This is a genomic window from Burkholderia sp. S-53 (assembly GCF_025560745.1).
Taxonomy (GTDB): Bacteria; Pseudomonadota; Gammaproteobacteria; order Burkholderiales; family Burkholderiaceae; genus Burkholderia; species Burkholderia pyrrocinia.
This window is the reverse complement of record NZ_CP090484.1, coordinates 23,631-50,174: the sequence shown is the minus strand read 5'-3', so window position 1 is coordinate 50,174 and position 26,544 is coordinate 23,631. Positions and strand designations below refer to the sequence as shown.

Here is a 26,544-nt window from a genome sequence, read left to right as displayed (position 1 = left end):
GCTGCCTCCTCGAATATGATGCCGAATATGATGGATTGTCATGATGCACCCGAAAGACCATGCAGAACAAACATGAAAATTAGCGATATCGACGCTTTTGCAGCGGTCGTCCGCTGTCAGACGCTGAGCCAGGCCGCGGCCGAGCTCGGGATGACGCAGCCCGCGATCACGCGGCGCGTCCAGAATCTCGAGGAAGCGCTCGGCGTGATCCTGCTCGATCGCAACACGAAGCCGCCGCGCCCGACCGACATCGGCCGGCAGGTATTCGAGCAGTGTCGCGCGATCCTGCGCGAAGTCGATGCGCTGCGCGAACTGACGGCCGGCCAGCAGCCGCCCGCCGGCGAATTCCGGATCGGGCTCACGCAGGGGCTCGGCGAACTGATGCTGCCCGCGCTCATCGCCGAACTCGCCGCGCAGTGGCCCGCGCTCGCGACCCAGGTCACGACCGCGTGGGGCGGCATGCTCGTCGAGCGCGTCGCACGCCGCGAACTCGATGCGGCGCTCGTGTTCCTCGCGCGCGAGATGGTGCTGCCGGCGCAGGTCGAGGGCGAACGGCTGCTGGCCACGCGGCTCGTCGCGGTCGGCCGCAACGGCGACTGGCCGCGCCGCAGCTACCGGCTCGCCGATTGCCACGCGCGCGGCTGGGTGCTCAATCCCGACGGTTGCGGCTTTCGCGCGGGCCTGCGGCGCGCGCTCGACGCGCAGGGCCTGCCGATGCCGGTCACGCTCGACGCGTACGGCCGCGACCTGCAACTGCAGAGCGTCGCGAACGGTTTCGGCGTCGGGCTGATGCCGCTGCCGCTCGTCGAAGGCAGCCCGTTGCGCGACGCGCTCGAGATCGTGCCGCTCGCCGATTTCAAGCCGCAGATCGATCTGTGGCTGCTGCGCCGGCACGACGCGGCGCGCTTCGACGCGCCGCTCGCGGCCGTCGCCGCGCATGCGCGCGCGGCGTTCGCGTTGCCCGAGCAGACGCGCGGCAAGGCTGCTTGACCATACGGGGCGGCGCCCGCATCGCGCCGCCCTGTTTCTGTTTGCTTCCACGGCAGCGCCGCACCGCTCACGCATCGTTTCGGCCGCGTTCGACGTCGTTGCGTGACACCTCGCCCGCCTCCACCTTCGTTTCGCCCCGACTCGCCGCTTCGAGCACCGCACGCCCCGCCGCCACCGCGATCGCGTCGTCCTGCGGCGTATGCACGCGGCTGCACAGCACGTCGCGATAGTGGCGTTCGAGCGGATTGCTGCGGCTCAGACCGTGGTTGCCCGACAGCATCAGCGCCTGCTCGACCACGCGGATCGCGTGCTCGGTCACGGTCCGCTTGACGAGGCCGCTCGTCGTCACCGACGGCGCGTTGCCCGCGTCGGTGCGCGCAATGTGATCGTCGAGCAGCACGCGGTTCGCATGCAGCCATCCTTCGATTTCGCCGACCGCCTCCTGCACGCGCGGCAGCGTCGCCAGCGGCGCACCGAGCCCGCTCGGCGCACGCGTCGTCGCGAATCCGACCAGCCAGTCGCGCGACGCACGCGCCACCGCGTCGTACAGACTGCCGAGCAGCACGACCATCCACGCCTGCTGGTCGGCCTGCGCGTCGGCATCCGCATGCGTCGCGGCCGACACGGCCCACGCGTGCGGCGCGCGCACGTCGACCGCGTGGCCGGCCGGCAGCCGCACATCGTCGAATACGACCTCGTGACTGCCCGATGCGCGCAGGCCGAGGTGATTCCAGCTTTCAATCACGCGGATGCGGTCGCCGTCGGCGTCACGGTCGCGCGGCACGAGAAACACGCCGACGCGCGGCTCCGGTTCATCGGTGCGCGCCCACACGGCCAGCCAGCGCAGCGCCGGAATCCCGGTGCTGTACAGCTTGTGGCCGGACAGCCGCCAGCCGTCGCCGTCGCGGCGCGCAACGGTGTCCGGCAGGCCGCCGCGCGACGGCGAACCGAGCGCCGGCTCGACGCGCAGCGCGTTGATCAGCGCGCCGTGCGCGACCGCGCTGTCGAACACCGCGCGCCGCACGGGTGCCGGCCAGCGGTTGTCGGCCCGGCCAAGCGCGCGATGCTGCAGATACGTCATCGTCAGCACCAGCGCGGTCGCCGGATCGGCGTGCGCGACGGCGGCCACGATCCGGCTCGCCCGCGCGAGCGTCGCGCCCGCGCCGCCGTGTTCGCGCGGCACGACCTGCGCGATCAGCCCCGCGCGATGCAGCCGCGCGAAGTTCTCGTGCGGAAAGCGGCCGTCGACGTCGTTGCGCGCCGCGTCGGCGGCAAGTTCGGGTGCGAGGCGGTCGAGCAGCGCGGCGATGCGCGCGTCTTCTGCATCGTCGGCTTCGTCGGCGGCGGCAGGCAGAAAGCGCAGCGAAGACTGCTGCGGCGACGGTGAGGAAGCGGCAAGGCTGGCGGACATCGATACGGATTCCCTGGGTAATACGCAAAGGCGAAGCAAAGGCGCCACAAAGGCAAAGGCTGCCACCGCGGCAAAGGCAGCAATAGCGGTGATCGATCGCCGCGCGATGCGGTTCCGCGTGAAATCGGCAACGCGGAACGCGCGCCCGCCCGATCGTTCGTTCGTTCGTTCGTTCGTTCGTTCGTTCGTTCGTGAGCCCACAGCGTATGCGTAGCGCCCCGCCGCCCAAACCATGCAAATCTGATATTCAAATCGGGATTGATTATTTCCATTCCGCATGATCCCGGCGTTAACCTGCGCTCCATTCCTGCCCGGCCGTGCGCCGGGATGTCCCTGCACCGGAGACCCAGATGAGCGTCGAATTCATCGGCATGATCCAGAGCCAGAAGCAGTCGGAAATCCACCCGCCGTCCGGCCCGGTGGTCGATCCCGACTATGTGCGCGACTTTGCGCGCGCCCACGAAACGGCCGGCTTCGACCGGATCCTCGTGCCGCATCACTCGACCGGCCCGTCGGCAACGCTGACGATCGCGTTCGCGGCGGCCGCGACCGAGCGCATCCACTTCATGCTCGCGCATCGTCCGGGCTTCACCGCGCCGACGCTCGCCGCGCGGCAGATCGCGACGCTCGACCAGTTCAGCCGCGGCCGGCTCGCCGTGCACTTCATCTCCGGCGGCTCGGACAGCGAGCAGCAGCGCGACGGCGATTTCCTCGACCACGACGCGCGTTATGCGCGCACCGACGAATACCTCGGCATCCTGCGGCGGATCTGGACCGAAGCGCAGCCGTTCGATCACGACGGCGCGCACTATCGGTTCAAGCAAGGCTTTTCCGAAGTGAAGCCGTTCCAGCAACCGCATGTGCCGATCTACTTCGGCGGCGCATCGGAGGCCGCGCTCGCGGTGGCCGGCAAGCACGCGGACGTCTACGCGCTGTGGGGCGAATCGCTCGACCAGGTGCGCGACCTGACGACGCGCGTGCGCGCCGCAGCCGCGCAGCACGGCCGGCAGGTGCGTTTCTCCGTATCGTTCCGCCCGATCCTCGCCGCGACCGAGGACGAAGCGTGGGCGCGCGCGCATCGCATCCTCGACGAAACGCGCCGGCTGCGCGAAGCATCCGGCCTCGGCGCCGGCGGCCCGCAGCAGAGCGAAGGCGCGCGCCGCCTGCTCGCCGCGGCCGAACGCGGCTCGCGCGTCGACAAGCGGCTGTGGACCGAGATCGCGAAGCTCACCGGCGCGCGCTCGAACTCGACGGCGCTCGTCGGCACGCCCGAGCAGGTCGCCGATGCGCTGCTCGACTACTACGACCTCGGCGTGACGACGTTCCTGATCCGCGGCTTCGATCCGCTGGAAGACGCGATCGACTACGGCCGCGAACTGATTCCGCGCGTGCGCAGCGCCGTCGCCGCACGCGACGCGGCGCGCCGCGCCGCATAACGCCAACGGAGCCGCACGCCATGTCCGCCGTCCTCGACACACCCGTCCGCACCGCATCGGGCCTCGTGCTCGCCGAAGCACCGCGCCAGCATTTCTGGTTCGACGCGCCCGCGCCGCGCATCGACGTCGCCGCCGAACGCCGCCACCGGCAGGAGCGGCTCGCGGCCGCGTTCCGCCTGTTCGCGCGCTACGGTTTCGCGTCCGGGCTCGCCGGCCACATCACCGCGCGCGATCCGGAACTGCCCGACCATTTCTGGGTGAATCCGCTCGGCGTGCATTTCGCGCAGATCAAGGTGTCCGACCTGCTGCTCGTCAACGCACGCGGCGAAACCGCGATCGGCACGCGGCCGCTGAACAAGGCTGCGTTCGCGATCCATGCGGCGATCCACGAAGCCCATCCGCACATCGTCGCGGCCGCACACACGCATTCGACCTACGGCAAGGCGTGGTCGACGCTCGGCCGCCCGCTCGATCCGCTCACGCAGGACGCTTGCGTGTTCTACGAGGATCACGCGCTGTTCGACGACTTCACCGGGATGGTCGTCGACACGAGCGAAGGCGCGCGGATCGCGCACGCGCTTTCGAAGCCGGACGGCAACACGCACAAGGGCGTGATCCTGAAGAACCACGGGATCCTCACGGCCGGCCCGACGGTCGAGGCTGCCGCGTGGTGGTACATCGCGCTCGACAACGCCGCGCACACGCAGTTGCTGGCCGAAGCGGCCGGCACGCCGCAGCCGATCGATCACGCGACCGCGCGCCACACGCACGGCCAGATCGGCGGCCCCGACGGCGCACTGCATGCGTTCGACAGCCTGTTCGCGCGCGTCGTCGCCGACGAACCCGACCTGCTCGACTGAGCGCCCTTCCGCAAGTCCGGAGACCAGACCACCATGACCCACCCCACCGCACCCGCGCCGGCCATCGCGCACGACGACACACGCCGCCGGCTGCTGCGCGCGGCCGGCGCCGCCGCGCTCGCCGCGCCGGCGATCACGCTCGGCCGCAACGCGTGGTCCGCGCCGCCGCTGAAGAAGCTCACGTTCGCTTGGAACCAGAACGCGTTCTGCCTGACGCCGATCGTCGTCGCGCAGGAGCGCGGCTTCTTCGAGAAGAACGGGCTGAAGGTCGACCTGATCAACTACAGCGGGTCGACCGACCAGTTGCTCGAATCGATCGCGACCGGCAAGGCCGATGCGGCGGTCGGGATGATCCACCGCTGGCTGAAGCCGCTCGAAGCCGGCTTCGACGTGAAGATCATCGTCAGCTCGCACGGCGGCTGCGTGCGGCTGGTCGGCGCGAAGGCGGCCGGCGTCACGACGCTGCAGGCGCTGAAGGGCAAGACGGTCGGCGTCAGCGATCTCGCCGCGCCCGGCAAGCATTTCTTCTCGATCCTGCTCGCGAAGAACGGGATCGATCCCGAACGCGACATCACGTGGCGGCAGTATCCGGCCGACCTGCTCGGCGTCGCGGTCGACAAGGGCGAGATCCACGCGATCGCCGACGGCGACCCGAATCTCTTCCTGCTCGAAAAGCGCAGCAACGGCGCGTATACGGAACTCGCGACGAACCTGTCCGGCGAATACGCGCGCAAGGTGTGCTGCGTGATCGGCGCGCGCGGCGATCTCGTACGCAACGACCGGCCGGCCGCCGCCGCGCTCGCGCGTTCGATCGTGCAGGCGACCGAGTTCACGCACGACAACCCGAACGAGGCCGCGAAGGTGTTCGCGAAGTATTCGCCGAAGATCAGCCCCGACGACCTGCGCAAGCTCTACGCGACGCTCACCTACACGCATCACCCGACCAACGTCGACCTGCAGCAGGAAATCGCGTTCTACGCGGACGATTTCCGCCGCATCAGCGTGCTGAAGAAAAGCACGGACCCGCAGCGCTTCGCGCAGCAGGTCTTTGCGAACGTGCTGGGGTGACGCGATGTCGACGATCGAACACGCTGCCCCCGCGCGCACGGCATCCGCACCGGCCGGCAGCGCCACCGCCACCACTGCATCCGCGCGCATCGCCTGCACGGCCTGCGAAGCCACGCTGGCGGCCGAAGCCCGCCGCGCACGCACCTGGCCGACCGGCATCGCCGCCGCGTTCGCGTGGGCCGCGCTCGGTGCACTCACGCAACTGTGGCCGAATCGCGTCGTCGGCTTCACGGACTGGCCGTACACCGACACGTTCGGCACGGCCGCATGGTCGATCGCCGCGTTGCTGCTCGTCGTCGCGACGCTCGGCCATCTCGTCCCCGCCACGCGCACGCGGCTCGCGCGCGTGCGTCCGGCCGGCCCGTGGCTCGTCGCGCTGCCGCTCGTGCTCGCCGCATGGGAAATCGTCACCGCGAAAACCGGCTGGCTGCCGACGCCGTTCTTCGCGCCGCCGCAGGCGCTGATCGAGGTCTATGTCGACGACTGGCCGCGCCTGCTCGGCAGCGCCGGCAACACGCTGAAGCTGCTCGCGCTGGGCTTTGCGTACGGCGTCGCGGTCGGCTTCGCCGTCGGCGTATCGATCGGCTGGTCGCGCCGCATCGGCTACTGGGTGCATCCGGTGCTGCGCGTGCTCGGCCCCGTGCCGGCCACCGCGCTGCTGCCGCTCACGTTCTACTTCTTCCCGTCGAGCTATTCGGCCGCCGCGTTCCTGATCGCGCTGTCGACCGGCTTCCCGGTCGCCGTGCTGACATGGTCGGGCGTCGCGAGCGTGAACCGGCAGTACTACGACGTCGCGCGCACGCTTGGCGCGAACGCGCGCTTCCTCGTGCTGCGCGTCGCGATTCCGGCCGCGCTGCCGCACGTGTTCGTCGGCATCTTCATGGGGCTGAGCGCGTCGTTCACGGTGCTGGTCGTCGCCGAGATGATGGGCGTCAAGTCGGGGCTCGGCTGGTACCTGAGCTGGGCGCAGGGCTGGGCATCGTACGTGAACATGTATGCGGCGCTGATCGTGATGGCGCTGCTGTTTTCCGGGCTGATCGCGCTGCTGTTCGCGGTACGCGACCGCGTGCTCGCGTGGCAGAAAGGAACCGTCAAATGGTAAGCGCCGCCGTACTCGAACCGTCCGTTGCCGCTTCGCCCGCCGCGTCGTCCGGCATCACCGCGCCGCGCGGCGCGCGCATCGACATCCGCCGCGTGAGCCATGCGTTCGACGGCCCCGGCGGCCCGCTGCCGGTGCTCGACGACGTGACGCTGTCGGTCGCGGCCGGCGAATTCGTCGCGCTGCTCGGCCCGAGCGGCTGCGGGAAATCGACGCTGCTGCGCCTCGTCGCGGGGCTCGACGCCGCGCGGCAAGGCACGATCGCGCAGGACGGCGTGCCGATCGAGCGCCCCGATCCGTCGCGCATCGTCGTGTTCCAGGACCCGACGCTGTACCCGTGGCGACGCGTGCGCGCGAACGTCGCGCTCGGCCTCGAAGCGCGTGGCGTGGCGCGTGTCGCACAGCATCGCGTCGACGATGCGCTCGCGCGCGTCGGGCTGCAGGAATTCTCGAACGTGTTTCCGCATCAACTGTCCGGCGGGATGGCGCAACGGGTCGCGCTTGCCCGCGCGCTCGTCAACGATCCGCGTCTGCTGATTCTCGATGAGCCGCTCGGCAAGCTCGATTCGCTGACGCGGCTCACGATGCAGGGCGAGCTGACCGCGCTGTGGCAGCGCGACGGTTTCTCGTCACTGCTCGTCACGCACGATGTCGAGGAAGCGCTGTTCCTCGCGCAGCGCGTGATCGTGTTCGGGCCGCGCCCGGCACGCATCGTCGCCGAATTGCGCGTCGACCTGCCCTACCCGCGCCATCGCGGCGACCCGCGCCTCGCCGAACTGCGCCACGACGCGCTGCGGCATCTCGGGCTCGATGCGAGCTGGTAGATGCAGGGTGCCGTTCGACGCTTGTGCGCCGCTCGGCGGGAACGCGGCCGATGAACGCGCCGCCGTTCTCCGACTGGGCGCTCGCGTTCCTGCAATTGCTGTATCGCGCGCAAATCGCATTGGCGCGCGTGCTGCATGCGGTCGGCCTGACCGGCGACACCGACGGTCAGGCTGCGTGGACGTGGATGCACCGGATCGCGCTCGAGACGCTGCGCATCGACGCGGGACTCACGCGGCAACTCGCGTTCGCCGGTGCCGCGACGGCGCTGGCCGTCGTGCTCGCCTGCGTCGCGCTCGCTTCGCGAAAGTGGCGTTTCGGATCCGCGCTCGCCGCGCTCGCCATTGCATGGTTCGCACCGTGGCCGCCGTCGTCGCTGTGGCTCGCGCCCGCCGTGCCGACGAGTTTTCAGCGCGATCCCGCGCCGTTTTCGGTGTCGAACGTGATGCGCGGCGCGCACCTGTATGCGCAACACTGCGCGGCGTGCCACGGCGCGGACGGCCGTGGCGAAGGGCCGCTCGCGGCCACGCTCGCGCACTGGCCGCCGACCTTTGCCGGTTCGCTGCTCGCCCGTCGCCTCGACGGCGAACTGTTCTGGCGGGTACGCCACGGCACGCGCGACGAACACGGCGCACCGACGATGCCGGGCTTCGCCGCGACACTCGGCCCGCAAGACACGTGGGCCGTGCTCGACTACCTGAAAGCGCTCTCTGCAGGCAGCGGCGCGCAGGCCGAAGGCGCGTGGCCCGTGCCTGTTCCGCTACCGGCGCTCGACGTGCGCTGCGGCAGCGCCGCGCCGCAATCGCTCGATCGCTGGCGCGAAGGCCAGCGCGTGCGCATCGTCGCGCTCGCTCCGGGCGCCGCGCCGCCACCGGAAGACCCGCGATGGCAAACCTTGCTCATCACTGCGCGCGGCGCGTCCATGCCCTCGGCTTCCGGCACACGTGCGAACTGCGTCGCGTCGACGCCCGATGCATGGCTCGCGTTCGCGACGATTGCCGGCATCGCGCCCGACGCGCTCGGCGGCACGCAACTGCTCGCCGATCGGCGCGGCTGGCTGCGGGCGCGCGCGCAGCCGGGCAGCACCGGTTGGTCCGATGCCGACCTGCTGTGCCGCTCCGATGTCGCCGCACGGCCGGCCGCCGCTGCCGCCACGAACGGCGACCCGCTGACCGCGCTGCTGCTGCGCATCGACGCGGAACCCGTGCGCGACGTGCAGGCCGGGCTCCCGCACTGAATTCCCGAACCTCTCTTTCGATCAACCGAACTTCACGATGAATCCGACCCGACGCCATTTCCTCGCACAGGCGAGCGCCCTCGCCACGATCGCCGCGGCCCCGGCCGCGCTGCGCGCGCAATCGGGCGCACGGCCGCTGCTGCGCGCCGGCGACCAGAAAGGCGGGCTGCGCGCGCTGCTCGAAGCGGCCGGCGAACTGCACGGCCTCGCATACGACATCGCGTGGACCGAGTTCCCGGCCGCCGCGCCGCTCGCCGAAGCGCTGAACGCGGCCGCCGTCGATTGCGGGCCGATCGGCGATGCGCCGGTGATCTTCGCACTCGCGTCCGGCGCACGCATCAAGGTAATCGGCGCGAACCGTTCCGATCCGTACGGCACGGCCGTGCTCGTGCGGCCCGACGCGGCGCTGAAAGGCGCGGCCGACCTGAAGGGCAAGCGCATCGGCACCACGCGCGGCTCGATCGGCCATTTCGTCACGTTGAAGGCGCTCGACGCGGCAGGCCTGCCGCCCGATGCGGTGTCGTTCCGCTTCCTGCCGCCGGCCGACACGATGCTGGCGCTCGCGACCGGATCGATCGACGCATGGGCGACGTGGGAGCCCTACACCGCGCTCGCCGAAACGAGCGGCCGCGCGCGCGTGCTCGTCAACGGCCGCGGGCTGTGGTCGGGCCTCAGCTATCTCGCGGCGACCGACGCGGCAATCGCGTCCAAGCGCGACGTGCTGCACGACTTCCTGCGGCGCGTCGTGCGCGCGCAGGCCTGGTCGTACCGGCATGCCGACGCGTATTCCGCGGCGCTCGCGCGCATCATCGGCATTCCGCCGGCCGCCGCGAAGCTGCAGTTCGAGCGCCGCAACACGCGCTGGCTGCCGCTCGACGCGACGCTGATCGCCGAACAGCAGCGCACGGCCGATTTCTATCTGAAGGCCGGGCTGCTGCGCCAGCCGCTCGACGTGCGCACGACCTTCGACGGAGGCTTCCCGCTCGCATGACCGGCCGCGCGGCGGTGGCAACCGCCCGAACGGCTTCGAGACGATCTGGCACAATCGCGCTTTGACCATCCACGTCATTCGAAGCCAGCGCCATGCCAGCCATCAGCGAACTTTTCGTCTACCCGATCAAATCCTGCGCCGGCATCGCGCTGACGCGTGCGCAACTGCTCGAAACGGGCCTCGCCTACGACCGCCACTGGCTGATCACCGATCCCGATGGGCAGATGATCACGCAGCGCACGCACCCGCGCCTCGCGCTGATCCGCACCGCACTCGACAGCGATGCACTCGTGCTGAACGCGCCGGGCATGCGCGAAATCCGTACGCCGCTCGACGGCGACGTGTCGCCCGCCACGCCGAAAATGGCCGCGACCGTCTGGCGCGACACGGTCGACGCGATCGACACGGGCGCCGAAACGGCCGCTTGGCTCACCGAATTCCTCGGCGTACCGACGAAGCTCGCGCGTTTCGCGCCCGACGCGCGACGCGGCTGCAACCGCAATTGGACCGGCGACATCGATACGCACACGCAGTTCGCGGACGGTTATCCGCTGCTCGTGATCGGCCAGTCGTCGCTCGACGACCTGAACGCGCGGCTCGTCGCGAAAGGCGCGCCGGCGATCCCGATGAACCGCTTCCGGCCGAACATCGTCGTGTCGGATCTCGATGCATACGAAGAGGATTTCGTCGAACATCTCGACGTCGATGGCGCGACGCCGGTGCGGCTGCGCCTCGTGAAGCTGTGCACGCGTTGCCCGATGCCGACGATCGACCAGGCCACCGGCGCGCCCGACCCCGCATGGCCGCACGAACCGACCGACACGATGCAGACCTATCGCGCGAATCCCAATTACGAAGACGCGCTGACGTTCGGCATCAACGCGATCGTCGTTGAAGGCGCGGGCGCGTGGCTCGAAATCGGCCAGCCGCTCGAAGCGGAGATCGGGTTCGGCGATTAGAAAATCGCGAACCCGCATGAATGGCGCAAGGTGCTGAATCAGAAGGCGGCGCATGCGGTCATTTACCGCAATGCGCCACCGGATTCGATTTCAAACAATGCGTCGATTGATTTCTGCCGGAATCACAATTCCGTAATCCTTGCGTCGCTCACCGAGATCTTTTCTTCCGGATTTTGGGGATCGACGCTCGTATAGTTGGCCGTTCCGGTTTTCGAACCCTGAGGAATAAGGGAAGACAAATCCAGCACCGGAAACAGTGCCGGCGGGATGCCATGATACTTGTTGGCGGGAATGATCCCGCCGACGTAACCATGCACGTGCAGCAAAAGCGACCGTACCAGAAGAGCGGACGCGCTTTCCTCTTCCTTCGACGGGAAATAGGTATAGTTTCCGCCGATCGTGATTCTGGTCACGTTATTGGGCCGATGGGCCCAGATAATCGTGCCGGAGCCTTGCAGCGAACCCGAGGGATGACCGAGTTCCGGGTGGAAAGCGGCGGCAAAGTGAATGGCCGGCGCCTGTCCCTTTCCTGACGTGACCTGCCCTCCGCTGATCCTGAATCGTTTGACGAAAATCTCCGGCAGAACTTCTTCATCGAGTGTCGTGGCCATTGCTTTGCCCTCACTTAATAGTGGAAAATTGCGATTCATCCCTGAATTGACGAGACGAAGCCGTGTATTGAACGGCTGATTCAGCTTAGGTCGGATAATTTGATTTTGTAGCTGTTATAAATAGCAGCATGCCACGCGATTATAAAAACATTCAATTCCATTATTGAACGCTTCGATTTTATTCAATCTCGCGATTGCGCATAATGGCACAGATAATCACCTGCCCTGCGCATACCCACCGTCACCCCGGGGAAACACATGCCGAAATGGTTTTCTAAAGGCTGATCGGCAGCGCCACCGTGACGACCAGCCCGCCGCCGCCCGCATCGGCCAGCGCCACCGTGCCCTGATGCACGCGCGCAATTTCCCGCACGATCGACAGCCCGAGGCCCGTCCCTTCGACCGTCTGCGTCTTGCTGCCGCGATGGAAGCGTTCGAACACCGCATCGCGCTCGTCGGCCGGAATGCCCGGCCCGTTGTCGATCACGTCGAGCCGTGCATGCTCGCCGTCGCACGACACGCGCACCGTGATCACCGCACGGTCGCCCGCATAACGAATCGCGTTGTCGATCAGGTTGCCGATCATCTCGCCGAGCAGGTCGGACTGCCCGTGCACGCTGACGTCGGCCTCGTGCTCGAAACCGAGATCGATGTCGCGCGCACGTGCGACGGGCGACCAGTCGAGCGTCACGCTGCGCGCGAGCCGGTGCAGCGCGACCGGCTTGTGCGCGACCGCATGGCCGCTGTCCGAATCGAGCCGCGACAGCGACAGCAATTGCTGGACAATCTTCGCCGCCTGCCGCACCGCGCCGTTCGCGCGCCGCAGATGACCGTTGACGCGCGGCTGCTCGTCGGGTCGCAGCGCGAGTTCGACGCCGGCCTGCACAGCCGCGAGCGGCGTCTTCAGTTGGTGGGCCGCATCGGCGAAGAAGCGGCGCCGCGCGACCTGCATCCGCTGCGTGCGGCCGATGTACTGGTTGATCGAATCGACGAGCGGCGCGAGTTCGCTCGGCATCGCGCCGGTGTCGAGCGGCGTCGGGTCGTCCTCGCTGCGCGCGGCGACCGTCGCCGACAGCCGGTTCAGCGGCCGCAGCCCACGCCCGACACCGAGCCACACGATCCCGAGCGCGAGCACGACCAGCAGCCCCTCCTGCAGCAACGAACCGACCAGGATCTCGCGCGCCAGCGCCTGGCGCGCCTCGATCGTCTCGCCGACCATCACCCACACGATGCGCGACTGCGCGGTCGGCACGTCGTGCACCGGGATGCGCAGCGCGGCCATCCGCAACTGCTCGCCGCGATAGACGACGTCGTAGTAGCGCGTGACGAACAGCGCGCCGTCGCCCGCGTCGCGCCCCTGCGGCAGCGGCAGGTCCGGGTAGCCGGTGATCGTGTGGCCGTTGTCCTCGCGGATCAGGTAGTAGATCTTGCCGCCGTCGCTCGATTCGAGCATTTCGAGCGCGAGATACGGCAGGTCGACCTCGATCTCGCCGTCGTTGAGCCGCACGCCTTCGCGAATCGACTTCAGCGACGACGACAGCGTGCGGTCGAACGCGACGTGCGCGGCGCTCATCGCGCGCTGGTAGGTGAGCCACGAATCGAGCGCGAGCAGGCCGAGCAGCGGCAGCAGCAGCCACAGTGCGACCTGCGTACGCAGGTTCGGGCGGGTCATTCCACTGCCTTCGCTTCGAGCAGATACCCGAGCCCGCGCAGCGTGACGATCGCGACGCCCGTGTTCTCGAGCTTCTTCCGCAGCCGGTACACGTAGATCTCGATCGCGTCGGCGTTGACCGACTCGTCGAGCCCGAAGATCTTCTCCGACAGCGTTTCCTTGTTGATCGCGCGGCCGTTGCGCAGGATCAGCACCTCGAGCACCGAGCGCTCGCGCGGCGTGAGCGACAGCGGTTCGCCCGCAAGGTGGAAACTGCGGTCGATACTGTCGTACGAAAGCGGCCCGCATTCGACGCGCGAATGCTCGTGGCCGAGGCTGCGCCGGATCAGCGCGCGGGCGCGTGCTTCCAGTTCGGTCAGCTCGAACGGTTTCGCGAGATAGTCGTCGGCGCCGAGATCGAGCCCCTTCACGCGGTCCTCGACCGACCCGTGCGCGGTGAGGATCAGCACCGGCACCGGATTGCGGCGCGCGCGCAGCCGCCGCAGCACCTCCAGCCCGTCGAGCTTCGGCAGTCCGAGATCGAGGATCACCAGCGCGTAATCCTGCGTGCGCAGCACGTGATCCGCCGCCTCCCCGTCCGCCATGTGATCGACAGCGAAACGCGCGGCGCTCAGCGCGTCGTTCAGCGACTGGGCCAGGTTCGGATTGTCTTCGACGAGCAGCACACGCATGGGGATTCCGGTAAGGTCAGCGACAGGCCGCTACATTACATGATCCTTTCCATGTCGACGCCTCGCGGAAACACCTGTTGCGCCGCCCCTGCGAACCCGCGTCGCCCGTTCCGGCCGACCGTCGTTCATCGCTCGGCAGCGGGACGGCTCCCCGTCGCGAAGCGCGAACCGTCGGCCGCGCGCCGCTCGCGAAGACCGACGACCACGGCCAGGAACGCGACGCTTGCGCCGACCGTGACCGCAATCATCGGGCGGGCGGTGCCGTCCGACAGCCACGCCAGCACGCCGCCGCATGCGGCCGTGATCGCCATCTGGATAAAGAAAAAGAGCCCGGACGCCGTGCCGGCGATCTTCGTATACGGCTGCATCACGGCGAACTGACAGGCCGGAATCGCGATCCCGACGGCAATCATCACGACGAACATCGGCACGACGAGGGCCGCCGGCACCGTGGGGGCGATCGCACCGCAGCCCCACAGCGCGATGGCGCCGGCCAGATTGACGGCTGCCGCCGCGACGATCACCGAATCGGCTTTCCAGCGGCCGCTGGCCCGCGCGAACACGCTCGAACCGATCAGGTAGCCGAGCACCGTCAAGCCGAAGATCGCCGCATAGACCGGGCCGGACACGCCCATTTGCCGCTGGAACAGCGTCGACGATTCCGCGATGAATGGATAGTACGTGCAGTAAGCGAAGCTGATCGCCAGCGAGTAGCGCAGGAAACGGCGCTCGCGCAGCAGGCCGGCATAGGTCCGCAGGAGCCCGGGGCCGAGCGCCGGCCGCGCATCGTATTCGCGGGTCTCGGGAAGGTAGCGCAGCACCATCGCCGTCGCGACCAGCCCGCCCGCCGCGAGACACCCGAACACGCCGCGCCAGCCGAACCAGTCGGCGATCGCGCTGCCGGCCAGCGGCGCAATCACCGGCGACAGCGCCATGCCGGCCGAAATGCGACCGAGCATCGTGGCCTGCATCGCGGTCGGAAAGCGCTCGCGCACGATGACGCGCCCGATCACCGTCCCGCTGCAACCGCCCAGCGCCTGGAAGATGCGAGCGGCGATGATCGCCGGGATGCTCGTCGACAACGCGCAGGCGACGCTCGCGATCGTGTAGACGCACAGGCCGCCGACGAGTACCGGACGCCGGCCGTATCGATCGGACAACGGCCCCGACACCAGCATCGACAGCGCATAGCCGACCATGTAGAGGGTCAGCGTGAGCTGCAACTGGGCGTCGGTGCCGTGCAGCGCGTCAGCCATCGCCGGCAGCGACGGCAGGTACGCATCGATCGTGACCCGCGGCAGGCACACGACGAGCATCAACAGGAACAGCCAGCCCCATTGGGGCAAGGAACGCGTCTTCATGCGGTGAGTCCGTCTCCGGTCGAATGGATGTGGTTGGTGTGGTCGACAGCAATCTAAGGTGAAAGTGATATAAGCTGAAGGACCATTAAATCGACTTTTAACTAGACCACTATGCCGCGAGGCAAAGCCGCGATTCCGCTTGATCTGCCGTGCCCGTCCGGGCTGTCGACCGGCAGCCCGCAGTCGAAGCAGGCGTGCATTGCCGACGCGATTCGCGACGCGATCCTGAAGCGCCTGCTTCCCGGCGACAGCCCGCTGCCGTCCAGCCGGACCCTTGCGGCGCGCTGGGGTGTCGCGCGGGGAACCGTCGAAGCGGCGTACGACCTGCTGTGCTCCGAGGGCTACATCGCACGCACGCGCGGCTCCGGGTCACGGGTCTGCGCGGTGGTGCCGGACAGCTATCTGCGCGCGGCCACACAGTCGCGCGACGGCAGCCCCCTCCGCTCCGACGCGGGCCCCGCGCCGGACGGCACGACGGATGCGGCCACGCCCGAACAAGGCGTGCGTCCGGGCGTCCCGTTCGTCGCGCGGCTCGCCGATCCCGGCCTGATGCCGATGCAGCAATGGAAGAAGGCGCTCGGCGCAAGTCTGCTTGCCGCGACCGCGAACGACCTCGGGGCGACGCCGTCGCAAGGCGTCGAAGGGCTGCGCACCGAAATCGCCGCATACCTGCGGGAATACCGCGGCATTCCGTGCGAGGCCGGCGACATCTTCATCACCACCGGCATCCGGCATTCGATCGATCTCGTCGCGCGAACGCTGCTCGCGCCCGGGTCGACGGTGCTGATGGAAGATCCCGGTTATGCGTCGGCCTGGCAGATTTTCACGATCGCGGGCGCGACCGTGATCGACGTGCCGGTCGATCGGGAAGGGATCGACACGGCGTCGCTGGATCGGCATCCCGATGCGCGCGCGGCCTACGTGACGCCTGCCCATCAGGCACCGCTCGGCGTCACGATGTCGGTGTCGCGCCGGCTCGAACTGCTCGACTGGGCACAGCGCAACCGCGCGTGGATCATCGAAGACGACTACGACGGCGAATTCAGTTACCAGACCGCTCCGCTGCCGGCGCTGAAATCGCTCGACGCCTGCGATCGCGTGATCTATTGCGGCTCGTTCAACAAGACGCTGTTCTCGGGGCTGCGCATCGGCTTCATGGTCGTGCCGGCGGAACTGAGGCCGATGCTGTCGGCCGTGTGGCACGCGACCGCGCGCTCCGTCGGCGTGGCGCCCCAGCTCGCGCTGGCCCGCTTCATCGCGCACGGCGATTTTGCGAAGCACCTGCGCGCCAGCCGCCACGCGTACCGTCAGCGGCGCGACATCGTGCTCGACCAGCTGGCGAAGCACGCCGTCGGACGGTACACGGTGTCCGGCGAACACGCGGGATTTCATTTCGTGCTGTGGCTGCCGCCCGGGTCGGACGACGCATCGTACGTCGCGCAGGCCCACGCGGCCGGCGTCGCATTGCAGACGATCCGCGGATTCTGCCGAAGCGCCGAGTGCGAAGCCGGTGTCGTCGTCGGGTATTCGGCACTGACGACCGCGCAAGCGCGGCATGGCGGCCGGATCCTCGCAAAGCTGCTGGCGCAACCCGCATAGCGGCGCTTGCCATCGGTGCCGCGTTCGGCGGCAACCCGCTTCCTTCCCTTTTCAAACCGAGCCGCGCGCCGCGAAAACCGCGGCCACCGTCGTTTCGACCTCGGGAAATCCATGACACAAAGGACACGATTGTGAACGGAAATGAAAGCAGGCTGAAAGTGCCCCGCAATTAACATCCGCGTCACTCGAACAACATCTATGCGTAACTGGAGGAAGACATGCCGTTTGCACCGAAGCACCTCGCCGCCGCGCTGGCGATCGTCCTGGGCACTGCCGCCGGCAGCGCCGTCGCGCAGGTTCCGGCCGGGTATCCGGGTAATTACCAGGGCGTGATCGACGCCGCGAAGAAGGAAGGCAAGCTGATCGTCTACTCGACGACCGACACGGGCCTCGTGCGTCCGCTGATCAAGGACTTCGAAAGCCTGTACGGCGTCAAGGTCGAGTACAACGACATGAACAGCACCGAGCTGTACAACCGCTACATCAGCGAGAACGCGGCGAGCAGCACCAGCGCCGACGTGCTGTGGAGCTCGGCGATGGACCTGCAGGTCAAGCTCGTCAACGATGGCCTGATGGCGTCCTACGATTCGCCCGAAAGCGCGAACCTGCCGCAATGGTCGCAATACCAGAAGCAGGCGTACGGCACGACGTTCGAGCCGCTCGCGATCGTCTACAACAAGCGCCTGATCCCCGAGAACGAAGTCCCGACGACGCGCGCCGACCTGATCAAGCTGCTCACCACGCAGGGCGACAAGTTCAAGGGCAAGGTCACGACCTACGACATCGAGAAATCGGGCGTCGGCTTCAACTACCTGACGCAGGACGCGCACGTGAACGAGAAGGTCACGTGGGAGCTCGTGAAGGCGATCGGCGCGACCGGCCCGAAGCTGCAGTCGAGCACCGGCGCGATGATGGAGCGAATCTCGTCGGGCGAGAACCTGATCGGCTACAACATCATCGGTTCGTATGCGTATGCCAAGGCGAAGAAGGACAAGTCGATCGGCTATGTGTTTCCGAAGGACTACACGCAGGTCGTGAGCCGCCTCGCCACCGTGTCGAAGAAGGCGAAGAACCCGAACGCCGCGAAGCTGTGGGTCGACTACCTGCTGTCGAAGCGCGGCCAGACGCTGATCGCGAACCAGGCGAACCTGTACGCGATCCGCGCGGACGTGACCGGCGAAACGTCGGCCGCGAGCCTGTCGAAAGAGCTCGGCGATTCGCTGAAGCCGATCCAGATCGGCACCGGCCTGCTCGTCTATCTCGACCAGTCGAAGCGCCTGGCTTTCCTGAAGCAATGGCAGCAGTCGATCAAGCGCTGATCCGCTGACTGCCGGCCGCCCGCCGCACCTCGCGCGGGCGGCCCCTTCCCCTTACCGATTTCCTAGAGGCGGCCATCCGGATGGCCGCAGGGGCGAACTCATGCTTTCAACCAGCACACGCGGAACGGCGCCGGCCGTTCCGCCCACCACCGGCCAGCGCGACGCGATTCCCGCGCTGCCGGTCAACAGCCTGCAGCCGCTCGCCGGCATGCTGCGCTGGATCGTCGTCGCGGTGCTGACCATCGCGGTCGCGCTGCCGCTCGGCTTCATCCTGTTCCAGAGCCTGCTGTCCGCGCCGTTCTTCGACGCGAACAAGACGCTCGGCATCGAAGGTTTCCGCTTCATCTTCAGCGATCCCGACTTCTGGTCGGCCGTGAAGAACTCGTTCATCATCGCCGGCGGGATGCTGTTCATCTCGATCCCGCTCGGCGGCATCCTCGCGTTCCTGATGGTGCGCACCGACCTGCCCGGCCGCCGCTGGCTCGAACCGCTGCTGCTCACGCCCGTGTTCGTGTCGCCGATGGTGCTCGCGTTCGGCTACGTGGTCGCGGCCGGCCCGGTCGGCTTCTACTCGGTGTGGTTCAAGGAACTGTTCGGGGTGCAAAACGTGCCCTGGAACGTGTATTCGATCTTCGCGATCACGGTGATCGTCGGCCTCACGCACGTGCCGCACGTATATCTGTATTCGTCGGCCGCGCTGCGCAACCTCGGCTCCGACGTCGAGGAAGCCGCGCGCGTGACGGGTGCCCGCCCGTTCCGCGTCGCGCTCGACGTGAGCCTGCCGATGACGATGCCCGCGCTGCTGTTCGCCGGCGTGCTCGTGTTCTTCCTCGGCTTCGAGGTGTTCGGGCTGCCGCTCGTGCTCGGCGATCCGGAAGGCCACCTCGTGCTCGCGACCTACCTGTACAAGCTGACCAACAAGCTCGGCGTGCCGTCGTACCACCTGATGGCGGCGGTCGCGGTGTGCATCGTCGCGATCACGTTCCCGCTCGTGCTGCTGCAGCGCCGCCTGCTGAAAACGGCGAACCGCTTCGTCACGGTGAAGGGCAAGGCCGGCCGCTCGACGGTGCTGCCGCTCGGCGTGTGGCGCTGGGTCGCGCTCGCGATCGTCGCGCTGTGGCTGATGCTGACCGTGATCGTGCCGATCTCGGGCATCGTGCTGCGCGCGTTCGTGACCAACTGGGGCGAAGGCGTCGCGCTCGCCGAGGTGCTGACGCTTTCGAACTTCATCGAGCTGTTCGAGCAGGACAACCTGGTGCGCGCGATCGTCAACACGCTCGGCATCGGCGTGATCGGCGGCGCACTCGCGATCGGCTTCTACTCGCTCGTCGCGTTCGCCGGCCACCGCCGCCCCGACTGGGCGACCAAGCTGCTCGACTACCTCGTGCTGCTGCCGCGCGCGGTACCGGGCCTGCTCGCCGGCCTCGCGTTCCTGTGGATCTTCCTGTTCGTCCCCGGCCTGCGCGAGCTGAAGAACTCGATGTGGAGCATCTGGATCGCGTACACGGTCGTGTGGCTCGCGTACGGGATGCGGCTGATCCAGAGCGCGCTGCTGCAGGTCGGCCCCGAGCTCGAGGAAGCCGGCCGCAGCGTCGGCGCGACGCGCAGCCGCGTGTCGCTCGACGTGACGCTGCCGCTCGTGCGTTTCGGCCTGCTCGCCGCGTGGCTGCTGATCTTCATGATCTTCGAGCGCGAATACTCGACGGCCGTCTACCTGCTGTCGCCCGGCACCGAAGTGATCGGCGCGCTGCTCGTGTCGCTGTGGGCGACCGGCGCCGTCGACCAGGTCGCCGCGCTTTCTGTCATCAACATCGCGATGGTCGGCGCCGGTCTCGGCGTGGCCCTGCGTTTCGGAGTGAAACTTCATGGATAAGCTCATCGTCGACGACCTGCATCTCAGCTACGGCACCAATCCGATCCTCAAGGGCGTGTCGTTCGAACTGAAGGCCGGCGAAGTCGTGTGCCTGCTCGGCGCGTCGGGCAGCGGCAAGACCACGCTGCTGCGCGCGGTGGCCGGCCTCGAACAGCCGTCCGACGGCCGCATCCAGCTCGACGACCGCGTGTTCTTCGACGGCGCGAAGCGCGTCGACCTGCCCGTCGAGCAGCGCTCGCTCGGCCTCGTGTTCCAGTCGTACGCACTGTGGCCGCACCGCACCGTCGCCGAGAACGTCGGCTACGGGCTGAAGCTGCGCCGCGTCGCGCCTGCCGAACAGAAACGCCGCGTGCAGAGCGCGCTCGACCAGCTCGGCCTCGGCCATCTCGCGGAACGCTTTCCGCATCAGTTGTCGGGCGGCCAGCAGCAGCGCGTCGCAATCGCACGCGCGCTCGTCTACAACCCGCCGGTGATCCTGCTCGACGAGCCGCTGTCGAACCTCGACGCGAAGCTGCGCGAGGAAGCGCGTGCGTGGCTGCGCGAGCTGATCGTGTCGCTCGGGCTGTCGGCACTGTGCGTGACGCACGACCAGACCGAGGCGATGGCGATGTCCGACCGCATCCTGCTGCTGCGCAACGGCCGCATCGAGCAGGAAGGCACGCCGGCCGAGCTGTACGGCGCACCGCGTTCGCTGTACACGGCCGAGTTCATGGGCAGCAACAACCGGATCGACGCGCGCGTCGCCGCGATCGACGGCGAATGCGTGACGCTCGCCGGCGACGGCTGGGAAATCCGCGCGATGGCGCGCGACACGCTCGCGCCGGGCCAGGACGCGCAGGCCGTGATCCGCCTCGAACGCGTGCAGGTCACCGACGGCCCGGGCGCGAACCGGCTGCAGGCCGACCTCGTCACGTCGATGTATCTCGGCGACCGCTGGGAATACCTGTTCCATTGCGGCGACATGCGCCTGCGCGCGTTCGGCCACGTGCCGCGTGCGGCCGGCAAGCACTGGATCGAATTCCCGACCAACGACTGCTGGGCGTTCGCGAAAGCGGGCTGACCCGATCGCGGCGGCCCGCGCGCCGCCGCGCCTGCACGTCGCGCGCATCGCGCCACGCGATGATGAGCCTGTCCGGCGGACATCTTCGGGCGTCCGCCGCGGCCGGTTACGCGCCGCACCTGTTTCACCCAACCCACAAGAACCAAGGAGACACCGTCAATGAAGTCACGCGCAGAACGTTCCATTCGCACAGTAGTCCTCACGGGCTCGGCCGCCGCGGCCTGCATCGCCGCACCCGCCGTGCACGCGCAGTCGTCGGTCACGATCTACGGGATCATGGATGCCGGCATCGAATACACGAACCACGCTGCCCCAGAAGGCGGCAATTCGTTCAAGCTCAAGTCCGGCAACAAGAACACGTCGCGCTGGGGCTTGCGCGGCGTCGAGGATCTCGGTGGCGGGCTGAAGGCGATCTTCCGCCTCGAAAGCGGGATCGATCTCGCGAACGGCGCCTTCGACGACGGCCCCGACTCGATCTTCGCGCGCCGCGCGACGGTCGGCCTGAAAGGCAAATGGGGCGAGCTGTCGCTCGGCCGCAACTTCACCGTCACCTACGACTACATGCTGCCGTTCGACCCGATGGGTTACGCGCAGAACTACTCGTGGGCGACGTCGTCGATGGCGACGGGCGGCCGCAAGGACGGCCTGTTCACGCGCTCGTCGAACGCGGTGCGTTACGACGGCGAATTCAGCGGCTTCAAGTTCGGCGCGCTGTACGGCTTCGGCAACGTGCCGGGCAGCGTGAAAACCAGCTCGAAATACGATTTCGCGCTCGGCTACGAGACGGGCCCGTTCGCGGCGGTGGTCACGTTCGACCGCCAGAACGGCGCGGCCGACAGCGTCACGCCGGCCGATACGGTCAACTACATCCAGGGTATCCATGCCGGCCTGAGCTACGACTTCGGCAACCTGAAGACGATGGCCGGTTACCGCAATTACAAGCGCACGTTCCGCACGACGGCGGCGAACCAGTTGAGCGACATGTATTGGGTCGGCGGGTCGTACCAGTTCACGCCGACGTTCTCGCTGATCGCGGCCGTCTATCACCAGAACATCAAGGGCGGCACCGACGCCGATCCGACGCTCGTGTCGCTGCGTGCGCAGTACGCGCTGTCGAAGCGCACGGTGCTGTATGCGGCCGGCGCGTTCGCGATTGCGAAGCACGACCAGAAAGTCGGCGTATCGCGCGACTTCAACGGGTACGGCACGACGCAGGTCGGCGTGACAGCGGGGATTCAGCAGCGGTTCTGAGGCCGATGCGGCGGGGGGCGACGGGTGTTGTTTGCCTTCGGCCGCCCGCCCTTCCTTCCCCAACGCTCGGCAGCACGGCGGCTGATGAACGGTTGTAGCCGCGCCGACCAGCCATCGCGCCGAATCCGGACCACGGCGGTCCGGTCGTCGCCTCAGACGCCTCAGACGCCTCAGTCACCTCAGTCACCTCAGTCACCTCAGTCACCTCAGTCGCCTCAGACGCCTCAGTCGCCGTGCATCGTGAACACCGGGCGCACGACGCTGTTCACATCGTCCCAGTGCTCACCGACCGCCGACAGCGGCACGGTGCGCGTGTCGATCGTCAATCCAGCGGGTCCGGCCGCATCGAACACGCCGCGCACCGAGTCCAGCAAGCGCGGCAGCGACACGCTGCCGATGCCGCTGCCCATCAATTCGATCGCGGTGGCGCGCAGCACCGCGCCCGGCAACGACACGTCCGCGCCACCGATCGAGCCGATCTGCACGAATCGCAGCCGGCGCCCGTCGGGCGTCGCCTTCGCCGCGGCAACCAGCAGCGTCCGCGCGCTGGGCCCCCACAGATAGTCGAGCACGACATCCACGCCCGCACGGAAATGCGGTTCGAGCGCACGCGCCAGCTGCGCGTCGTCCTGCTGCAGCGACACGACGGCGTCCGCGCCGGTATTCAGCAAAGCGTCCAGCGCGGCCGCGTTGCGGCCCGTCGCGATCACTTTTGAGGCGCCGAGATGCTTCGCGATCCGCACCGCCAGCCGCCCCGACGTCCCCGTCGCACCGTTGACGAGCACCGTCTCGCCCGCGACGAGCCGCGCGCGTTCGGTCAGCGCGGCCCACGACGACATCCCGGGAATCGCGATCGCCGCGGCCGTGACGTCGTCGAGCGCGTCCGGCAGCGGCACGCATCGCGCGTCGGGTGCGATCGTGCGCTCGGACATCGCGCCGAACGGCGCGGGCGCACCGAAGAAATAGACGCGCTGCCCGTCGTCGCGGCGGCCGACGCCGTCGACGCCGACGACGAACGGATAAGCTCCGTCCGACGAGTAATGCGTGCCGGACGCACGCGCCTGCGCGATCCGGCTCTGCGCGGACGCCGTCACGTCGATCAGGCTGTGGCCCGGCATCGCGCACGGCGGTTCGAATTCCATATGGACGGGACGCTCGCCGGCGCCCGTCACGACTGCAGCTTTCATGTCGGCTCCTTGAATCGGGGATCTCGATCGACGGTTCGGGTGGACGTCAACGTGCGTCGAGCCACGCGCGCAGCGCGGGATCGCGCACTTCCATCACGTCGAACAGGCCGAGCGCGCGCAGCGCCGGCAATGCGTCGATCGCGTCGGCCTGCGCGCGCGCCCGGTCGTCGGGCGCAGCGTCCGCGTCGGTCAGGACCCGCGCGTTCGCAAGAAACGCACCCACGGTGCCCTTGCGAATCGTCGTTCCGCCGACTTCGATCCGGTCGGCATGGTCGGGAAGCATCTGTTCGGCTCGCATCGTGTCGTACTCCGGTTGTCATCGATGGACGCAGTGTAGGCGTGCGAAGCCGGCCGATCTCCGGTATAACTGCCATTCGATACCGCTATCCGGCCATGTCCGATCCACTCCTGCCCGCCCGCTTCATCACGTCCGACGACGGCCCGTTCGTCGTCGCCGCCGTCCTGTCGCAACGCGACCCGCGCGTGACCGCGCCGCACGCGCATGCGCGCGGCCAGCTGGTCGGTGCGCTGAGCGGGCTGCTGACGATCGGTCTCGACGACCAGGACTGGGTCGTGCCGGCGATCCACGCGATCTGGATTCCGCCGCATTGCCGGCATTCGCTGCGCTCGTTCGGGCCGATTTCCGGCTGGTCGGCGTTCGTCGCCGAAGCGCGTTGTGCAGCGCTGCCCGATACGCCGCGCGCGATCCGCACGACGCCGCTGTTGCGCGAAGCCGTGCAGCGCGCGGCCAGCTGGGGCGATGCGGAACTGGATGCCGCGCAGGCGCGGATCGCCGACGTGATCCTCGATGAGATCGCGTCGTCGGAAGTCGAAGCGCTGGGGCTGGTACGGCCGCAGGACCCGCGGCTCATGCGGATCACCGACGCGCTCGCCACGGATCTCGCGGACAACCGGCGGCTGGAGGAATGGGCCGAATGGGCCGGCATCAGTGCACGGACGATGAGCCGCCGTTTCGTTGCCGAGACGGGGCTGACGTTCGCGCAGTGGCGTCAGCAGGCGAGGCTGCTGCGCGCGCTGGAGAAAATCGCCGATGGCGTGCCGGTGACGACGATCGCGCTCGATCTCGGGTACGACAACGTGAGCGCGTTCATCGACATGTTCCGGCGGGCGCTGGGGACGACGCCCGGGAGGTATTTGGAAGTAGCAAGATCGGAAGTCGGGACAATGGGAAGTCAGTCGTAACCCATTCGCAAGTCTTGCGCCTGCGCACTCGGTTCCGCCATCGCATCGCCGCTTGCTTCACCGCTTGTTGCCCTGCGACACGTCAGGTCGACGGCGAGGACACGTCGACGAGCCCCAACCTCGCGATTCGGGATCGCATTCGATTCGAGCACGATCTTCCGGTCCCGATGCTCCGATTCGTCAGGCAGTGCGTCTGCGTTGCTTGGCATATCTGTCATCGCGCCTCGCTCAATACGTGGTGTCGCCATTCTTTTCCGCCGGTCGAGACGCCCCCTTGAACTGCGCAGCCAACCGCTCCGCGCTTCTCGCCAGCAGCGTCGTATCGACCCCGACCGCAACGAACAGCGCCCCCGCTTCCAGATACCGCCGCGCCGCCGCTTCATCCGCGCTCAGAATCCCCGGCGCCTTGCCGGCCGCCTTGATCGTCCGGATCGCGCCGTCGATCGCGGCCTGCACGTCCGGGTGCCCCGGATTGCCGAGATGCCCGAGATCGGCCGCCAGATCGGCCGGCCCGATGAACACGCCATCAACCCCTTCGACGCGCGTTATCGCGTCGATCGCTTCGAGCCCCGCGCGCGTCTCGACCTGCACGAGCACGGCCATCTCGTCGTTCGCGCGATGCAGGTAGTCGCCGACGCGGTTCCATCGCGACGCGCGCGCCAGCGCGCTGCCGACGCCACGAATCCCGTGCGGCGGGTAGCGCGTCGCGGCAACGGCCGCGCGCGCTTCGTCGGCGCCCTGCACCATCGGCACCAGCAGCGTCTGCGCGCCGAGATCGAGCACCTGCTTGACGATCACCGGATCGTTCCACGGCACGCGCACGACCGGGTGCGACGGATACGGCGCGATCGCCTGCAGTTGCGCGAGGATCGTCGGCACCGTGTTCGGCGCATGCTCGCCGTCGATCAACAGCCAGTCGAAACCGGCGCCAGCGACGACTTCGGCGCTGTACGGATTCGCGAGGCCGAGCCACAGCCCGATCTGCGCATCGCCGCGTGCGAGCGCGGCCTTGAAGACATTCGAAGGAATCTGCATCGCTCGCTCACTCGAAGTAGCACTGGATCGTCCCGAGCGGGCCGTAATCCACGCTGAACGTGTCGCCCGGCCGCGCCGCGCACGGCCGCGTGAACGAGCCGCCGAGCACGATCTGCCCGGGCTCCAGCGCGACGTGGAAGCGCGACAGCCGGTTCGCGAGCCACGCGACGCCGTTCGCCGGATGGTTCAGCACGCCGGCCGCGACACCCGTTTCCTCGACCACGCCGTTGCGCGACATGATCGCCGCGACCCAGCGCAGGTCGACGTCGTGCGGCTTCACCGGCCGGCCGCCGATCACGACACCCGCGTTCGCCGCGTTGTCGGCGATCGTGTCGAACACCTTGCGCGGCCGTTTCGTATCGGGATCGATCGACTGGCTGCGCGCATCGATGATCTCGAGCGCGGGTACTACATAATCGACCGCGTCGTACACATCGAAGATCGTGCAGTCCGGCCCCGAGAGCCGCTTGCCGAGCACGAACGCGAGTTCCACCTCGACGCGCGGCACGATGAAGCGGCCGGTCGGGATCGTGCCGCCGTCCGCGAAGAACATGTCGTCGAGCAGCGCGCCGTAGTCGGGCTCGTCGATCTGCGACGTGTTCTGCATCGCCTTCGACGTGAGGCCGATCTTGTGCCCCTTCAGCGTGCGGCCTTCCGCGAGCTTGAGGGTCACCCACGCGCGCTGGATCGCGTATGCGTCGTCGATCGTGATGTCGGGATGATCCAGCGAAATCTGGCGGATCTGCTTGCGCTCGCGCTCGGCGTCGTGCAGACGCCGCGCGAGCTGGTCGATGAGGGCGGGTTCGAGCATGGTCGGATCGGGAATGGG

General features: G+C 68.2%; 24 protein-coding genes. 15 read left to right on the top strand and 9 right to left on the bottom strand.

Translation table 11 applies throughout. The features are described from left to right. The first annotated feature begins 15 nt into the window (after positions 1-15). Positions 16-990, top strand: coding sequence for a LysR family transcriptional regulator (locus LXM88_RS22415; protein ID WP_262544459.1), 975 nt, complete (start codon positions 16-18; stop codon positions 988-990). A 67-nt stretch (positions 991-1,057) separates the two neighbouring features. On the opposite strand, the gene LXM88_RS22410 is transcribed toward LXM88_RS22415, so the two are convergent. Beyond that, on the bottom strand, positions 1,058-2,401 hold the full coding sequence (locus tag LXM88_RS22410; protein WP_262544458.1) for an acyl-CoA dehydrogenase family protein: 1,344 nt from the start codon (positions 2,399-2,401) through the stop codon (positions 1,058-1,060). A gap of 350 nt (positions 2,402-2,751) precedes the next feature. On the opposite strand from LXM88_RS22410, the gene LXM88_RS22405 reads away from it, so the two are divergent. From LXM88_RS22405 to LXM88_RS22370, 8 genes are all read left to right on the top strand, one after another. Continuing rightward, on the top strand, positions 2,752-3,837 hold the full coding sequence (locus LXM88_RS22405) for an LLM class flavin-dependent oxidoreductase (RefSeq protein WP_262544457.1): 1,086 nt from the start codon (positions 2,752-2,754) through the stop codon (positions 3,835-3,837). 20 nt (positions 3,838-3,857) lie between these two features. Next, on the top strand, positions 3,858-4,697 hold the full coding sequence (locus tag LXM88_RS22400; RefSeq protein ID WP_262544456.1) for a class II aldolase/adducin family protein: 840 nt from the start codon (positions 3,858-3,860) through the stop codon (positions 4,695-4,697). Positions 4,698-4,730: 33 nt separating this feature from the next. Further along, positions 4,731-5,765 (top strand): ABC transporter substrate-binding protein, encoded by a 1,035-nt coding sequence (locus LXM88_RS22395; RefSeq protein WP_262544455.1) that lies wholly within the window; start codon positions 4,731-4,733, stop codon positions 5,763-5,765. A gap of 4 nt (positions 5,766-5,769) precedes the next feature. Further along, entirely contained in the window at positions 5,770-6,867 is a 1,098-nt protein-coding gene (locus tag LXM88_RS22390) for an ABC transporter permease (RefSeq protein WP_262544454.1), read from the top strand. Continuing rightward, entirely contained in the window at positions 6,861-7,688 is an 828-nt protein-coding gene (locus LXM88_RS22385) for an ABC transporter ATP-binding protein (RefSeq protein ID WP_262544453.1), read from the top strand. The genes LXM88_RS22390 and LXM88_RS22385 overlap by 7 nt, the downstream gene beginning before the upstream one ends. A 50-nt stretch (positions 7,689-7,738) precedes the next feature. Next, positions 7,739-8,923, top strand: coding sequence for a c-type cytochrome (locus LXM88_RS22380; protein ID WP_262544452.1), 1,185 nt, complete (start codon positions 7,739-7,741; stop codon positions 8,921-8,923). 37 nt (positions 8,924-8,960) lie between these two features. Continuing rightward, complete coding sequence (locus LXM88_RS22375; RefSeq protein WP_262544451.1) at positions 8,961-9,914, top strand: ABC transporter substrate-binding protein; 954 nt, start codon at positions 8,961-8,963, stop codon at positions 9,912-9,914. Positions 9,915-10,006: 92 nt separating this feature from the next. After that, positions 10,007-10,873 (top strand): MOSC domain-containing protein, encoded by an 867-nt coding sequence (locus LXM88_RS22370; protein WP_262544450.1) that lies wholly within the window; start codon positions 10,007-10,009, stop codon positions 10,871-10,873. Between the two features lie 122 nt (positions 10,874-10,995). Here LXM88_RS22370 and LXM88_RS22365 read toward each other — a convergent pair whose 3' ends face one another. The 4 genes from LXM88_RS22365 to LXM88_RS22350 form a co-directional block, all read right to left on the bottom strand. Next, positions 10,996-11,484: a hypothetical protein gene (locus LXM88_RS22365; RefSeq protein WP_262544449.1), complete on the bottom strand. Its 489-nt coding sequence runs from the start codon at positions 11,482-11,484 to the stop codon at positions 10,996-10,998. Between the two features lie 274 nt (positions 11,485-11,758). Then, positions 11,759-13,156, bottom strand: a complete 1,398-nt coding sequence (locus tag LXM88_RS22360) for a sensor histidine kinase (protein WP_262544448.1) — start codon at positions 13,154-13,156, stop codon at positions 11,759-11,761. Next, the gene (locus tag LXM88_RS22355) at positions 13,153-13,827 is read right to left on the bottom strand and encodes a response regulator (protein WP_006754147.1); all 675 of its coding nucleotides are present in this window, start codon (positions 13,825-13,827) and stop codon (positions 13,153-13,155) included. The genes LXM88_RS22360 and LXM88_RS22355 overlap by 4 nt, the downstream gene beginning before the upstream one ends. 125 nt (positions 13,828-13,952) lie before the next feature. Beyond that, entirely contained in the window at positions 13,953-15,188 is a 1,236-nt protein-coding gene (locus tag LXM88_RS22350; RefSeq protein WP_262544447.1) for a multidrug effflux MFS transporter, read from the bottom strand. Between the two features lie 111 nt (positions 15,189-15,299). Between LXM88_RS22350 and pdxR the strand changes: the two genes are divergently transcribed. The 5 genes from pdxR to LXM88_RS22325 all read left to right on the top strand — a co-directional run bounded on the left by pdxR (position 15,300) and on the right by LXM88_RS22325 (position 22,290). After that, a complete protein-coding gene (pdxR, locus tag LXM88_RS22345) occupies positions 15,300-16,787 on the top strand; it encodes a MocR-like pyridoxine biosynthesis transcription factor PdxR (RefSeq protein ID WP_262544446.1) in 1,488 nt (495 codons plus the stop codon). Between the two features lie 218 nt (positions 16,788-17,005). Continuing rightward, a complete protein-coding gene (locus LXM88_RS22340; RefSeq protein WP_262544445.1) occupies positions 17,006-18,106 on the top strand; it encodes an ABC transporter substrate-binding protein in 1,101 nt (366 codons plus the stop codon). A gap of 100 nt (positions 18,107-18,206) precedes the next feature. Beyond that, positions 18,207-19,979, top strand: coding sequence for an ABC transporter permease (locus LXM88_RS22335; RefSeq protein WP_262544444.1), 1,773 nt, complete (start codon positions 18,207-18,209; stop codon positions 19,977-19,979). Continuing rightward, positions 19,972-21,039, top strand: a complete 1,068-nt coding sequence (locus LXM88_RS22330; protein WP_262544443.1) for an ABC transporter ATP-binding protein — start codon at positions 19,972-19,974, stop codon at positions 21,037-21,039. Before LXM88_RS22335 ends, LXM88_RS22330 begins: the two co-directional genes overlap by 8 nt. Before the next feature lie 159 nt (positions 21,040-21,198). Continuing rightward, entirely contained in the window at positions 21,199-22,290 is a 1,092-nt protein-coding gene (locus tag LXM88_RS22325; protein ID WP_262544442.1) for a porin, read from the top strand. 224 nt (positions 22,291-22,514) lie between these two features. Here the strand turns inward: LXM88_RS22325 and LXM88_RS22320 are convergent, their stop codons facing one another. Together LXM88_RS22320 and LXM88_RS22315 are read right to left on the bottom strand one after the other, a co-directional pair. Further along, positions 22,515-23,477 (bottom strand): quinone oxidoreductase family protein, encoded by a 963-nt coding sequence (locus LXM88_RS22320; protein ID WP_262544441.1) that lies wholly within the window; start codon positions 23,475-23,477, stop codon positions 22,515-22,517. A gap of 46 nt (positions 23,478-23,523) precedes the next feature. Beyond that, on the bottom strand, positions 23,524-23,775 hold the full coding sequence (locus LXM88_RS22315) for a hypothetical protein (protein ID WP_262544440.1): 252 nt from the start codon (positions 23,773-23,775) through the stop codon (positions 23,524-23,526). A gap of 95 nt (positions 23,776-23,870) precedes the next feature. Here LXM88_RS22315 and LXM88_RS22310 point away from each other — a divergent pair, with 95 nt between their 5' ends. Beyond that, entirely contained in the window at positions 23,871-24,680 is an 810-nt protein-coding gene (locus tag LXM88_RS22310; RefSeq protein ID WP_262544439.1) for an AraC family transcriptional regulator, read from the top strand. A 228-nt stretch (positions 24,681-24,908) separates the two neighbouring features. Here the strand turns inward: LXM88_RS22310 and hpaI are convergent, their stop codons facing one another. After that, positions 24,909-25,715 (bottom strand): 4-hydroxy-2-oxoheptanedioate aldolase, encoded by an 807-nt coding sequence (gene hpaI, locus LXM88_RS22305; RefSeq protein ID WP_262544438.1) that lies wholly within the window; start codon positions 25,713-25,715, stop codon positions 24,909-24,911. A gap of 7 nt (positions 25,716-25,722) precedes the next feature. Beyond that, on the bottom strand, positions 25,723-26,526 hold the full coding sequence (gene hpaH, locus LXM88_RS22300) for a 2-oxo-hept-4-ene-1,7-dioate hydratase (RefSeq protein WP_262544437.1): 804 nt from the start codon (positions 26,524-26,526) through the stop codon (positions 25,723-25,725). Positions 26,527-26,544 lie beyond the last annotated feature (18 nt).